The sequence below is a fragment of the Petrimonas mucosa genome (genome assembly GCF_900095795.1).
GTDB lineage: Bacteria > Bacteroidota > Bacteroidia > Bacteroidales > Dysgonomonadaceae > Petrimonas > Petrimonas mucosa.
Map to the genome: position 1 here is coordinate 3,322,666 of NZ_LT608328.1, position 13,002 is coordinate 3,335,667.

Annotated in this window: 11 protein-coding genes; 4 read left to right on the top strand and 7 right to left on the bottom strand. The window is 45.6% G+C overall.

The features are described from left to right. Positions 1 to 25: 25 nt before the first annotated feature. The 3 genes from ING2E5A_RS15410 to ING2E5A_RS13235 all read right to left on the bottom strand — a co-directional run bounded on the left by ING2E5A_RS15410 (position 26) and on the right by ING2E5A_RS13235 (position 2,775). Positions 26 to 169: a hypothetical protein gene (locus ING2E5A_RS15410; protein WP_154670090.1), complete on the bottom strand. Its 144-nt coding sequence runs from the start codon at positions 167 to 169 to the stop codon at positions 26 to 28. A gap of 283 nt (positions 170 to 452) precedes the next feature. Further along, positions 453 to 1,781 (bottom strand): IS1380 family transposase, encoded by a 1,329-nt coding sequence (locus ING2E5A_RS13230; RefSeq protein WP_071135811.1) that lies wholly within the window; start codon positions 1,779 to 1,781, stop codon positions 453 to 455. Between the two features lie 166 nt (positions 1,782 to 1,947). Next, positions 1,948 to 2,775: a hypothetical protein gene (locus tag ING2E5A_RS13235; RefSeq protein WP_071137815.1), complete on the bottom strand. Its 828-nt coding sequence runs from the start codon at positions 2,773 to 2,775 to the stop codon at positions 1,948 to 1,950. 190 nt (positions 2,776 to 2,965) lie between these two features. On the opposite strand from ING2E5A_RS13235, the gene ING2E5A_RS13240 reads away from it, so the two are divergent. The 4 genes from ING2E5A_RS13240 to ING2E5A_RS13255 all read left to right on the top strand — a co-directional run bounded on the left by ING2E5A_RS13240 (position 2,966) and on the right by ING2E5A_RS13255 (position 7,615). Beyond that, positions 2,966 to 3,919 carry an IS1595 family transposase gene (locus ING2E5A_RS13240; RefSeq protein WP_071136336.1) on the top strand — a complete coding sequence of 318 codons (954 nt, stop codon included), beginning with the start codon at positions 2,966 to 2,968 and terminating at the stop codon, positions 3,917 to 3,919. A gap of 288 nt (positions 3,920 to 4,207) precedes the next feature. Beyond that, positions 4,208 to 5,368, top strand: coding sequence for an IS4 family transposase (locus ING2E5A_RS13245; RefSeq protein WP_197678505.1), 1,161 nt, complete (start codon positions 4,208 to 4,210; stop codon positions 5,366 to 5,368). 133 nt (positions 5,369 to 5,501) lie between these two features. Beyond that, positions 5,502 to 6,455, top strand: coding sequence for a UDP-glucuronic acid decarboxylase family protein (locus tag ING2E5A_RS13250; RefSeq protein ID WP_071137816.1), 954 nt, complete (start codon positions 5,502 to 5,504; stop codon positions 6,453 to 6,455). Then, complete coding sequence (locus ING2E5A_RS13255) at positions 6,455 to 7,615, top strand: hybrid sensor histidine kinase/response regulator (RefSeq protein WP_071137817.1); 1,161 nt, start codon at positions 6,455 to 6,457, stop codon at positions 7,613 to 7,615. Before ING2E5A_RS13250 ends, ING2E5A_RS13255 begins: the two co-directional genes overlap by 1 nt. Here the strand turns inward: ING2E5A_RS13255 and ING2E5A_RS13260 are convergent. From ING2E5A_RS13260 to ING2E5A_RS13275, 4 genes are all read right to left on the bottom strand, one after another. Further along, the gene (locus tag ING2E5A_RS13260; RefSeq protein ID WP_071137818.1) at positions 7,557 to 8,672 is read right to left on the bottom strand and encodes an endonuclease/exonuclease/phosphatase family protein; all 1,116 of its coding nucleotides are present in this window, start codon (positions 8,670 to 8,672) and stop codon (positions 7,557 to 7,559) included. The genes ING2E5A_RS13255 and ING2E5A_RS13260 overlap by 59 nt on opposite strands. Further along, positions 8,641 to 10,497 carry a sensor histidine kinase gene (locus ING2E5A_RS13265; RefSeq protein WP_083373351.1) on the bottom strand — a complete coding sequence of 619 codons (1,857 nt, stop codon included), beginning with the start codon at positions 10,495 to 10,497 and terminating at the stop codon, positions 8,641 to 8,643. Before ING2E5A_RS13265 ends, ING2E5A_RS13260 begins: the two co-directional genes overlap by 32 nt. A 437-nt stretch (positions 10,498 to 10,934) precedes the next feature. Continuing rightward, complete coding sequence (locus ING2E5A_RS13270; RefSeq protein ID WP_071137820.1) at positions 10,935 to 12,119, bottom strand: glycosyltransferase family 2 protein; 1,185 nt, start codon at positions 12,117 to 12,119, stop codon at positions 10,935 to 10,937. Between the two features lie 17 nt (positions 12,120 to 12,136). Continuing rightward, positions 12,137 to 12,994 (bottom strand): glycosyltransferase family 2 protein, encoded by an 858-nt coding sequence (locus ING2E5A_RS13275; protein WP_071137821.1) that lies wholly within the window; start codon positions 12,992 to 12,994, stop codon positions 12,137 to 12,139. Between the last annotated feature and the right edge of the window lie 8 nt (positions 12,995 to 13,002).

Genomic DNA, 13,002 nt, shown 5'->3' on the forward strand with positions numbered 1-13,002 from the left:
CTGTAATGGTTTACTTGTCAGGTATTTAAAAATAAGAACCGATTGATTTTGATTTTAGTCGGTTGATACTGATTATCTGTAATTCCTCCTCAATAGAATAGCGAGCCACTGTATCTACTTCTTGTTCTTTTACTCCATTCATTTTGATAATCATTGCTTTCTTTTCCATATATACGTTCTTTAAAATATTACTCTATACCTTAAAAATCTCATTTAAAATTCCCAACTCAAGTTAATAGTTTTCAAAGCGGAATTTCTCTTTTTTTTCGAGAGATACCGTTTTATTTTCTTTTCATCTTCACTGTTTCTTGCACGTTTAACGTGTTGATTTACTTTTTATGGTGGCGTTTTTATATGTATTAACATTACCACTCTTCCAAGGCATGGCAATTCCTTGTCATAAACCCTTTTACGACACGAAAGATGGCGATGGACGATTAAGTGAAAATCCGTCATCCGGTCATCGTTGTCGTTATTCGCTGCTCAAAATCACGCCACCCCGCTTTTCGGTAATACTCCTTTGGCATTTTTACCGTGACCTGCCTGCCGGATTTCACCACTTTTCCCGGCACTCGGATAAACCATTCTCGGAAGGTAGAGTGCTCTTGACGCCAAACCCAAAAGTCGCCCCGGTATCGCATGAGCACCGATAAACTGTAGGCAAATGACGAAAGTTGCCAAAGAATATCGTTTACCCAAAAATCATGCGTGATGGTTTTTCCCGCACAAAGCGAGTTTTTGGTTTGCTCGATCCAATTCTCACTCTCTGATCGGGATCCATAAAGGGTATGGAGCTGCAAGGCATCCAATCCTTTCAGGTTCGAGCAATAGCAAAAGTACTCATACTCGGGTACAAATTGTTTTTCGCCAAAATAATCGACTTCAACCATTTGCTTTATGATGCGCACGGCATAAAACATGCGGGGATTCCTCCAACCGCTACATTGATGTGTAAACTGACAGGTCGCCGTCCGTGGGCCAATCGGCTGCCAAGTCTGCCCGGCAAGTAAATCTTTCAGGTTTTTCAGCTTTACTTTCACCAAATATTCATGTTTACCGTCTTCTAACAAATTAAATAATCCACCATTGAAAAAACCGCTGTCGGCCCTGAAAAACACCTTCTCCACCTTTTGGGGAAGAGCGGCCAAGGTTTCTTTGACAAACTCACAAACTCCGTTTGAGGTGTAAGCTGAACCCGGGCGGAGCCATGAATTGACAAGCAGTTTCATCTCCGTGACAAAACATAAGATGGGGTGATAGCTTTTCGAACCCTTCTTATGCGAGTTATAACCCACCTCAGCCCCTTGTTGGTTGCCGTAAACGGTAAATGTGCTTGAGTCGCAATCAAGTGTCAAGCGGCTTAAACCGCAACGGGAAACTTGCATGCCTGTAAAACCCAACAACAGCTCGTGAAGCGAACGGGCGCCCCTTTCACCCAAACCTGTCAAATGGCGGCGTATGGTGTCCTCGTCAATGTTCTTGGGTAACTTCAACAAGCGGGCAACCAAGGCGTCAAAGGTGAAGTTTTCAATCCGCTTCAAACGGTGAACACCGCACAACGATGCCAACAGGATACTTGAGAGTATTTGGGCTGTGCTGAAACGGCTTGCATTGTGGCGGATGGTTGGAAAAAGATGTTCCAGCTTGCCATAAATACCGCAATGGTTGATAAAATCAGAGGTTACGCTTAACCCTGAATATGATGTTAATTGTTCTGAACTGAACTTTTTCTTTACTGAACAGGCAGTAAATGAGATTTTTTTACTATTTTTGTCTTGCATGTGTCGGGTGAATGTTTGTTTTTGTATAACACTTTAAAGATAAATACTTTACCTGACATATGCAACTTTTATTTGAGACTTTTAGGTATACTATTATACGAAAAGAAAAGAAAAGAAAAAAATAGAGTAAATCGCCACAGGGTATGCAAAAACTTTGCACACAGCGCTAAAAATCTGATTTTATAGAAAACTTGACATCCTCCTTAAGTAGAATTTCTCGCAATCTTCGACGGTGTTCATCTCTACCTTTTGTATTCTTTTCCCAGCTATCGAATATCAATAATTCGGGAATAGGATTGATACATACTGGTCGAGACTCAGGAACAGGTAATTCTAATGATTTCTTTATGTCATATAACTTCTGATAGTATTCAAGAAGTTGAGAAGAGTATTTTTCAATAAACTGCTTGTATCTATTCATCTGATATACGACCTCTGGAGTTGCATCAGTTTCATGAAGCATTCTGTTATCTCTCATTCGCTTTAGCTCAACAAATGTGATCATACCGTCAGAGCATTTTACTAAATCCATCCTATTGTTTGTTTCTCCATCAATATATGCAAACTCTGAATCAAGATGATACAGGCGAGATTGTACTATTAATGTTCCTTGGATGTACTTTTCCGACCATTTTTCTTTGGGAACTACACCATCGACACTGCTTTTTTGAGAATAATGAGTTTTTATTCTATCTAACACATCATCCAAACAAGAGTCAATAAAATCACTACACTCAATATACAAGCTACTCTTTGAAGGAGCAGGAAGCCCCAAGTATTTATGATGCGTAAAGACTTGCAGTTTCTTATGTTTGCTACAGTAGTGTATTCGGGCAATGCTTCCACCTTCAAAGTAAACATTCACCTGATTATCTTTTCTCACTTCTATGTATAATGAAGAGTCTTCCTTAAATTGTTTCCACCAATGTGGATTATTATTTAGTTCATGGAAAATTCTTGCATCTGGTTTTAATGTATCAAATGTTACTGCCATAAATTCATTTCATTTATTCAACAAGTCTATAAAATCATTCTGATCTGATTTAATAAATTTGAAAAATGATTATCCGCAGTTATTCCTAAAGAATTTAACGGGAAAAAGTTATAAATAAGTTTCAAAAATACTTGCACAATTCACTGATATTCATTATATTTACATCGCTAGCGATATAAAGATTCAAGCTATGAATATCCTGGATTTTGCTATAAATTACCCCGATGAGGAATCCTGTCGGAAAAAATTCAAAGAACAAAGAGACCAAATGGGAGTAACCTGTCGTCATTGTAATTGTAAAGAACATTATTGGCTGGAAAACAAGCAGGCCTATGAATGCAAGCGTTGTCGCGCACGCCAAACCTTGCGTTCAGGCACCGTCATGCAGCACTCCAACCTGCCCTACCGTTACTGGTTCGTGGCCATGCACCTGCTCACGGCGACCAAGGGCTCCTTTTCCGCTGCGGAGCTGCAGCGCCAGCTGGGGCACAAGCGTTACCAGCCCATATGGGAAATGGTCAATAAACTGCGTGACGTGATGGGCAAACGCGACGACGAGTACACCCTTGAGGGAGCCATCGAGTTGGACGACGCCTTCTTTTCCACCGAAATATCCCTTGAAGAGAGGGACAAACCGTTGAAGCGCGGCCGCGGGAGCCAAAAAAAGACCAAAGTGCTGGTAATGGCTGAAAGCAAAACCGTTGAAAACCCCAAGCCGGGTAAGAAACCCAAGAAGGTTAGATACCTGAAAATGAAAGTGATCAGTGACTTGAAGTCCGGTACAATTACAAGGAATGTCAAAGAGCACGTTGAAAGCACGGCGGATCTGACCACCGATGACTCAACATCTTACACTAAATTGAAAGAGCATGTTCATTCACATACGGCATCTGTTATTCCACACCAGGATCTTTCCAAGGTGCTGCCCTGGGTGCATACCGCGATCAGCAATGCCAAACGACAGCTCCTGGGCGTGTATTACAAGATAAAACCAGAATACTTGCAATACTACCTCAACCAGTTCTGTTATAAATTCAACAGGCGTTACTTCGGGGAAAACCAGTTTGAAAGACTGTTGATAGCCGCTGTAACGTATGCTCCTGATTTCAAGTCAAGAATTTACAATAGGAACTATTGCGGATAATCATTTTAAATTAAAATGGTATACTTTTGGATTGAAATACTGGTATACTTTTGGGGTGAAATAAACAGATGGTTCTAGATATATTTTCTCGTATTTTAAGTTTCGCCAAAATCTTTCAATAAATATCACTGTTGTCCGATAAAACTTTTTTCTGAAGAAGTACGAGGGCAAATCTGAGTTTGCCCATCGTACTAATAATTGTAGCTTTGTATTTAGCACAAAACAAGACTACAATGAACAAAAGTACTTATTTTTTCGGACAATCGGTTTTCTCCACAGCTCATATCTATGATAGATTCAGGAATCATCGCTCGAAACAGCAAACGCCACAAGGCTGATCATTACGTGAAACGTTTCATGGCCAAGGATCACCTCATAAGCATGTTATTTTGTGTTTTCGCCAAATGCTCCTCCCTGCGAGAGGTGGCGGGCGCAATGCTCGGTCTTTCAGGCAAGACCAGGCATTTCCAACTCGGCCACATACCCTACAGGAGCACATTGTCGGACGCCAACAAGCGCCGGAGTGTTGATTTCTTCTCGGGCGTGTATCACGATTTGCTCCGCGAGTATCAACACGTGATCTCGGACACCCGGTTCAAGGCCGTGTTGAACAAGCAGGTCGAGATCTTCGACAGCACGGTCATCAGCTTGTTTCAGGACATCCTGAAGTGCGTCGGCAGAACACCCTCTAACGGTAAACGCAAAGGGGGGATCAAGGTGCACACCGTCATCAATGTGGACGAGCCCGTTCCCAAGATGGTATGGTTCACGTCCGCCGCCACGCACGACCACGCGCTGTTGAAGAAACTCAGCCCCGACGACAACACCATTTACGTCTTCGACAAGGGATACAACGACTACAAGGCCTTCAAGCTGTTCGGTAAGAAGGGAGCCGGCTTCGTCACCCGCATCAAGGACGACGCCGTTTACAAGGTGGAACAAGAGCTTCACGTTGAAGAATGCATTCATAGCGGCGTGCTGGAGGACACCATCATAGAGGTGACCGTCAAGGAGGGCGATGGGCAGGGCAAGCTGATGTTGCGCAAGGTGGTGTTCTACGACAGGGTGTTGAAACGCAAGTTCGAGTTCCTCACCAACCTGTTCGACCTTCGTCCCGACATGATAGCCGCCCTTTACAAGATCAGATGGCAAATTGAGCTGCTGTTCAGGCAGTTGAAAGGGAACTTCCCCTTGAAGTACTTCCTCGGGGACAACGAGAACGCGATAAAGATACAGATATATTGCGCCTTGATCGTGAACCTCTTGCTCACGGTTGTTCAAAAGCGGTTGAAACGGCCCTGGGCATTCTCAAACCTGGTATCATTTTGCAGGATACACCTGTTCAATTACCTGCACCTGATGAGATTTTTAGAAAATCCTGAACGAGACTGGCAACGGGATGACAAGAATTTAGAGATGCTCACCCTTTTCAGGGGGGCTTACTTTTGAGAATAATAGAAAACTAAAAAAACATGTCTGATAATATGATGGTTGGAAGTCAAGCAAAATTAAAACCAGTTTTTATCGGACGGCAATGATTATTTGCTTAGATTTGTAGACCAATCAACATATTTTATTTTTGATGAAAAGAATTTTGGTTACCGGTGGGGCCGGGTTTATTGGTTCACATGTATGCGCTCGATTGGTGAACGAAGGGCACCATGTAATTTGCCTTGATAACTTCCTCACGGGATGTAAAGGAAACATCGCTCATTTAATGGATGGTCCGCGTTTCGAACTCGTGGAACATGACATTGTACATCCCTACCCGATTGGCCCCGTTGATGAAATATATCACTTGGCTTGCCCTGCATCGCCCGTGCATTACCAACGAGACCCGATTAAAACCATGAAGATATCGGTGCTGGGCACGTTGAACGTGCTGGGGATGGCTAAAAAACACGATGCTAAGATCTTGCTGGCCTCGACCAGCGAGATATACGGGGACCCGCTGGTACACCCACAACCCGAGTCGTACTGGGGAAACGTTAACCCGATCGGGATACGTTCGTGCTACGACGAGGGTAAACGTTGCGCCGAAACTCTTTTCATGGATTATCACCGACAAGAGAAAGTGCGGGTTAAAATTGTTCGGATATTTAACACGTATGGCCCCGGTATGCTGTCTCATGACGGGCGGGTTATCTCTAATTTTATCCTTCAAGCGCTGGAAGACAAAGATATCACCATACATGGAGATGGAAGTCAAACGCGTAGTTTCCAGTATATCGACGACTTGGTAGAGGCACTGGTAAAGACGATGAACACGGGCGATGATTTTTTGGGCCCTGTCAATATTGGAAACCCAACGGAGTTTACGATCAAAGAGTTGGCAGAGCTTGTCGTGGAATATACCGGTTCTCGCTCCAAGTTGATTTACCTGCCGTTACCTGAAGATGACCCCAAGCAACGCCGCCCGGACATTTCCCTTGCCCGGGAAAAATTAAACTGGGAACCCACCATTAACCTAAAAAAGGGGTTATCCCGGATGATCGCGCATTTTAAAGAAAAAGAATATACCCACGAATTGAAATAATAAGCATGATAAAAGATTTTTCGGGATATAAAATACTGGTCGTGGATGATATCCCGGCCAACGTTTTGTTGTTGAAAATGATGCTCGAACAAAGCGGGTTCGGGGTTCTCACCGCGCAAGGCGCAGAAGAAGCATTCTCCCGTCTCGAGGAGGAGCAGGTCGACCTGATCTTGATGGATGTCTTGATGCCGGGTGTTGATGGCTTTGAACTGGCGAAACAGTTAAAAGAGCATTCCGATTACCAAGAAATACCGATTATTTTCTTGACCGCGTTAAACACCTCCACCGATGTTATCAAGGGATTCCAGCTGGGTGGGGATGATTTCATATCTAAGCCTTTCAACAAAGAAGAGCTCCTCGTGAGGATACGCTATCAATTGAACATGCTCGAAGCTAAAAGAACCATTAAACGCCAAACAGCAGAGCTCGAAAAAACCATTGCCGGTCGTGACGCGCTTTATTCGGTCATCGCGCACGACCTGCGGGTTCCCATGTCTTCGATGAAGATGATTCTTAACGCACTTGCTATCAAAGCGAAAGAACAACACGGAAATGAGGCAGAGCTGGTGGATATGTTGCATAGCGCCAACGAGATATCGGAACACCTATTCGTTCTGCTCGACAACCTGTTGAAGTGGACAAGCAGCCAATTGGGACGGCTAAAAGCGGTGCCTCAAAGCATTAACCTCCCCGAACTGGTTGAAGGCATCGTGGAGGTTTCCTCGATTATCGCCGCGACAAAAGACATACAACTCAATTTTTACCCCTCTTCGATGACTGGCATGGAGGTATTCGTTGATATCGATATGATCAAGACCTCCATCCGGAACCTGATCAGCAATGCGATCAAGTTTAGCTACAGGGGGAAAGAAGTTGATGTAGTAGTCAAATTAAAAGATGGTAAAGCCATCCTCGAAGTCATTGATCACGGTTGCGGGATAAGCCAAGAGAATCAAGCCAAGCTGATGAATTTATCCAGCCATTACACGACGTTCGGCACGGAGAATGAATCGGGATCTGGATTGGGACTGCTGTTAGTGAGCGAGTTTCTGAAACTTAATAACGGGCGTGTATTCTTCACATCGAAAGAGGGAGAAGGCTCTACTTTTGGTTTTGCTCTTCCCGTGCAGGATTTTTCCGCGAACGAGTCACCGGTATAACGTCCAACTTCACAATTACCGGCTTGTGATCACTATGCTCCAGTTCCGGGGAAGCATAATGTACTGCCCTGATACCCTCCCGGGAGTAGAGGAGGTAATCGATCCGGAATAGTTTCCGAAGGTACCGGTAGGTGTATCCATACCCTTTCCCTGCGGAGCGGAAGCTATCTCCCCTATCCCCTCTTATTCTTTTGTAGGCGTAGGAAGCAGGCGTGTCGTTGAAATCCCCGCACACGATAACGGGGTGAGGGCTTTCATCTATCTGGTCGCGAAGCAGGTTGGCTTGATTAGCTCTTATCACGCTATTCTCATCCATCATGTCTTTTAAACGAATCAGCCGCGATGCCGTGGCATCCATATTGTCCAAAGGATTGATCCTGTTTTGGTTCAGGTTTGTAGTCTGCAAATGGGCATTGAATACCCGTACCACTTGCCCGTCGATATCGAGGTCCGCCCATAGGGCCCTCGTGCTGTTTTCATCCGGGAAACGTATCTCGCCCGATTGCAAGATGGGGTACCTGCTAAACAGGGCTACATGCATACCGTCCGGGGACGACGAGGTAACCTTGTAATAGGGAAAGAGCCTGAAAATTTTCGTGATGGCCTTCAATGCCGCCCCGTTGGCCACGGGAAATTCCTGAAAACAGAGAATATCCACTTTCTTTTCCTCCATGAAGCGTGCAATTTCTGGCCCCGTCACCTGCAGCCCCCCTCTTCCCCCTCGCTGGATGTTATAGGTGGCCACGTTCAACTCGTTCATCGGTGGCTCCACCTCCTTTACAGGCCATTGGATGGTCCCGGCAAGGTAAGGTATATTGAGTAGGATGCCAAGCATGGGAAAGAGGAACCACCCCTTCCTCCTGACCATCCAGTATAGCATCAACACCAAGTTTATCACCAACAGCAGAGGCAAGAACAGCCCCATCCATTGCAGCCCCGCGTGTTGGGCGGGATGAACATGTCCGGCGAACGCGCCCCCGGCAGCCAGAAGTGCCGGGATAATAGTGATTACCCCCGATAGCGTATCAAAGAGATGTAAAAGCACCCGTTTTCCCATATCTTTCCTCTATTTCCCTCGCGTCTTCCAAAGGTATCCTGAACGAGAAAACCGATCCCACGCCCACCTCCGACGTCACCGAGATATCCCCACCCATCCGTTCCACGATTGACTTGCAGATAGACAAGCCTAAACCCGAACCGGGTATAAAGTGGTCGACTCTCTCGAAACGATCAAAAATCACCGTTAACTTGTCGGGCGAGATCCCGATACCGGTATCCTCCACGGAGAACTCCACGAAACCAGGTATTGCCCGGTAACCCAAGGTAACCGAGCCCTGCTTCGTGAACTTGAGGGCATTGTCGATCAAGTTTGAAATCACTTGCATCAGCCGGTTTTTATCCGTCCACATATAAAAATCCTCATCCGGTAACTCGAGACGAAGCGGGACGAATGTTGTGTTAAACTGGTAGTTCACCATGACTTCGCGACACAGGCCGTTGAGCTCTTTGTTGGAGTAGCTAAGCTCGAATATTCCCGCCTCGATTTTTGAAAGGTCGAGCACTTCATCAATCAGCATCAGCAAGCGTTTATTGCTGGATTCAATGATGCTGAGGTACTGGTCGCGCTCTTCCCTCTTCTCGATACCGGCCATGATGGTCGAGAAGCCCACGATGGAATTTAACGGTGTCCTTATCTCGTGGCTCATGTTGGATATAAATGCCGATTTTAGCCGGTCTGACTCTTCTGCCTTCTCTTTCGCTTTCTTCAATTCGATTTCATGCCGTGACCGTTCCGACACGTCGCGGCACAGGTGCCATATCAGGTCTTCGTCGTACTCGTTGCGGAAAACAAAAGCAGAGCAGTCGTAACTGATTATTTCCGGCCTGGGGTTGGGGGCGTTCCAGATATACTGCAACGCGTTATCGTTATCCCGCAACTCCCGGGTAAAATTATCCCATGCCTCTTTGTTCTCGAACTTTTCAAGTACTTCATAGGCTTTGTATGCCATGATATCGGTTCCTATCGCGATATGGCACTTTTTCCTACAAAACCGGTTAGCAAAGATAATGGTGCCGTCCATCTTGGTCGCGAAGATGCTATCATTGGAGTTATCGAGCGCCAACGACAACATTTTCAGCCTATCCCACCCCGAGATGATATCATCAATATTTTGGGTATACCCCTCGACGATGGCCTCTCCATTTTTCCCGCGAAGGACATCGATAACTTTGAGTTTCACGTAATACACCTTGTCCTTTACAATCCGGTATTCAAGCGTATCCTCCCCTGTTGTCCGCTCAAGCACATCCACCAGTTTTTGCCGGTCCGCGGGATAGACATGTTCCAGGTATTCTGCAAGCAGTACGATCTCTTCGGTTTCGACACCCCAAACCACCCCCACGTATCCCGTGTAGCTTATCATCTTGGTTACCGTGTTATAGCTCCAATACCCTATTTTTGCTTGCCTCCCGGTCTCTGTCAAGCGTTTGTTAGCCTTCTCCAACCTTCGCTTCATCTGGCTTCTTATGGTAATGTCGCGGTATTGGCAGAGGAGGTGCTCGTCGTCATATTTATGAGCAATAAGCTTGAAGAAATACATTCTGCCGGGGGCAGGCAGATTATAGTTGGCGTTGGAAACCTCCCCTTTTTTCGCTACTTGTTCCAACGCGGGTTTCAATTCTTGGACGGTCTCTTCGGGGAAAAAAGTAAAAATATTCTTCCCGAGCAGCGTGTACTGGTCGTTCACGTACGGGTTATTTTCCGTTTTCACGATCATGTCCACGCACGTTCCGTCATTTTTCAAAAACAGCAGCGTGTCGCAGGTCATATTCAATAAGCGGGCAGAATGCTTTTCATCGTGTAAAACACCTTTTGTTTCCATGTGGGTTTCTTATTAAACTTCGTGAAACCAAAGGTAGCGAATAAATCCAAACAAGTTAATCTTAATCCTCGCGAGTGACTTCGATTTAACAAATAACAACACTCCTCCATCCTTCCTCTCTCTTCCCTTCATCCCTCCTTCATATTGTTGGCTTCTCCTTCCTTTATCCTCGTCTTATTCTTATCTTGTTCTATTAGGAAAGAGAAATAAAAGAGCAAGGTAAGAGTGAGGTAAGAGTGAGGTAAGAGTGAAAAAAGACTCAGGTAAGAGTGAAAAAAGAGCAAGCACCAGCGAAGTAAGGGCGAAGTAAGTAACAAATACTAATTGAAAAGGGGAGAAACAAATTGAAAATATAGCTAACAGCACCTTCAATTAGTTAATACGGGATATATCCTGAATATCGGGTATTACCAAATATCGCGACAGTGAAACGCGACTCATGCTCTTTTCGCTTTTTCCCAAGCAGCGTTTCCCTTGAAGTTTCTCAGGTAAATCATTCCTTTGAACACGTTGAGGTTCATGAACAAGAAATAGTAGGGAATAAACGTGATCTTATTTTTAAGGGCATGATGAGCCAGGTACCACCCGGTACATGCCGTCAGGTAAAAGAGCCCTTGTCCCGCGGCGAGCAGCTGGTACAGCCACACGGGTTCAGCCGGGAAGGCCAGTAAAAGAACATTTAGCGGGACCAACAAGAAGAGCGCGACGGGGGTAATGGTCCATCTTAATACCCGGTGAGAAATATACTGGAAGCTAAGGCACCCATGACGAAAGATGTTCAGCAGGGGGCGCAACCTCCCGATTGCCTGTACCCCCCCCGCGGCAATCCGTACCTTTCTTTTTTGCTCCTCCTTCATGTTCAACGACCCTGTCTCCATGGCGTACGCGTCTTTGCAATAAGCAATCCGGTATCCCCTCGACGCGATACGCAACGACACGATAAAATCATCCAGCAAGGTATCGTCCGGCATCTCCTCGAACAGGCTCGCACGTATGGCAAAGAGTTCGCCGGCGGCTCCCACGGCCGAATAGAGGCGGGAATCCAGGTCTTTAAGCGTCGACTCGTAGCGCCAGTAAGCCCCTTCTCCTCCTGACGAGGCGGTATCTTTCTCTTTTACCGCGATCCGTTTTTCCCCGGCCACGCACCCGGTTTCGGGATTGGCAAATTCCCTCACGATCTCTTTCACCGCCTCCTTGTTAATGAAAGTATTGGCATCGGTAAAGACAGCGATGGACGTTGTCACGAACGGCATCCCCCGGTTAATCGCGGCTGTTTTCCCTCTCCGTTCGGGCTGGAACAACACGTTGACGCCCGGGTAAGCCGCCAGTTTCTCGTTTGTTTTATCCGTGGAACCGTCTGTCACCCACACGATCTTTAGCTTATCTTTCGGGTAATCGAGCGACAAGCTGTTTTCCATCTTCTCGTCCACCACCTCCTCTTCGTTGTATGCCGTGATAAAGAGGGTCACCTCCGGCAAGGTTTCCGGCAGTTCAAGTACTCTCCGCGGGGAAAACAGTTCCTTCACCTTAACCGCGACCCACAGGACTATCCCGTACCCGATATAGGTATAGAATACCAGAAAAAGACAAATCCAGAAGAGTATTGAAATGGTGTTGTACATCTTGTCGTTATTTTCCGCTATCCTTTTTTAATTAAATTCGACTCCTCGTCCTTGGGTGGCTCGGTCTGTTTGGTAAAAAGGAATTTAAAATTTCTCACTGCTCGCGCAACCCTCACTTTAAAGCTGTTGAATAATGAACCATCGGCATCCAACGTATTGCTGGCTGTTACCGCACGAGCTTTCCGGGACGTGATTAATCTTATTTCCCCATATCTCTTGAGACCTAATGCCATCGAGCCATCTTCTCCCCTGATTAGTTCCACGCGATAGCCCACCTTTCTGCCATATTCTGCCACGTAGGCAAAAACCATTCCACGCACTCCTCTTTCCGGGCGTCTTATATATATCGCGCGAATATAGAGGTCCCTTGCAAACTCGTACAATTTAAGCCCCCATTTGGAGTGGTTAGCATCCGGGATAAAACTCCAAAACGCGGATACCCCAACAATTCCCGGCTTCTCCAACTGTTCGATCATTGTTTCCAAGTAAGCGGGAGGATACATCGTGTCCGAGTCAATACAGATATAATATTTTCCTTTGGCGTTATAGAGACCACGTTGACGAGCGTATCCACAACTTTTTTTCTCTTCAAAATAGGGCGTTATGCCTACTGCTTTAAAAACTTCCTCTGTTTTATCACTTGAATTGTTATTTACCCCGATAATTTCAACCGGGTATCTGCATACCATATCACTTAACGACCACAGGCAGCTTAATAAGCGAGTCTCCTCGTTATGAGCGATTACTACCACGGAAGCCAACGGTTCATCGCTTTTCATCCAGTTCAACTTGTCCCTTATTTCCTCCACGGTCTCACGAGGAACAGAAGAGAACGGCTTTTCAAAAATCGACAAATATTTCGCGTACCAGTTCATAATTAAGT

Coding starts and splice junctions, on each gene's coding strand:
- ING2E5A_RS15410 (WP_154670090.1), bottom strand. CDS start 169: ATGGAAAAGAAAGCAATGATTATCAAAATGAATGGAGTAAAAGAACAA.
- ING2E5A_RS13235 (WP_071137815.1), bottom strand. CDS start 2,775: ATGGCAGTAACATTTGATACATTAAAACCAGATGCAAGAATTTTCCAT.
- ING2E5A_RS13270 (WP_071137820.1), bottom strand. CDS start 12,119: ATGTACAACACCATTTCAATACTCTTCTGGATTTGTCTTTTTCTGGTA.
- ING2E5A_RS13240 (WP_071136336.1), top strand. CDS start 2,966: ATGAATATCCTGGATTTTGCTATAAATTACCCCGATGAGGAATCCTGT.
- ING2E5A_RS13230 (WP_071135811.1), bottom strand. CDS start 1,781: ATGCAAGACAAAAATAGTAAAAAAATCTCATTTACTGCCTGTTCAGTA.
- ING2E5A_RS13250 (WP_071137816.1), top strand. CDS start 5,502: ATGAAAAGAATTTTGGTTACCGGTGGGGCCGGGTTTATTGGTTCACAT.
- ING2E5A_RS13265 (WP_083373351.1), bottom strand. CDS start 10,497: ATGGAAACAAAAGGTGTTTTACACGATGAAAAGCATTCTGCCCGCTTA.
- ING2E5A_RS13275 (WP_071137821.1), bottom strand. CDS start 12,994: ATGAACTGGTACGCGAAATATTTGTCGATTTTTGAAAAGCCGTTCTCT.
- ING2E5A_RS13245 (WP_197678505.1), top strand. CDS start 4,208: ATGATAGATTCAGGAATCATCGCTCGAAACAGCAAACGCCACAAGGCT.
- ING2E5A_RS13260 (WP_071137818.1), bottom strand. CDS start 8,672: ATGGGAAAACGGGTGCTTTTACATCTCTTTGATACGCTATCGGGGGTA.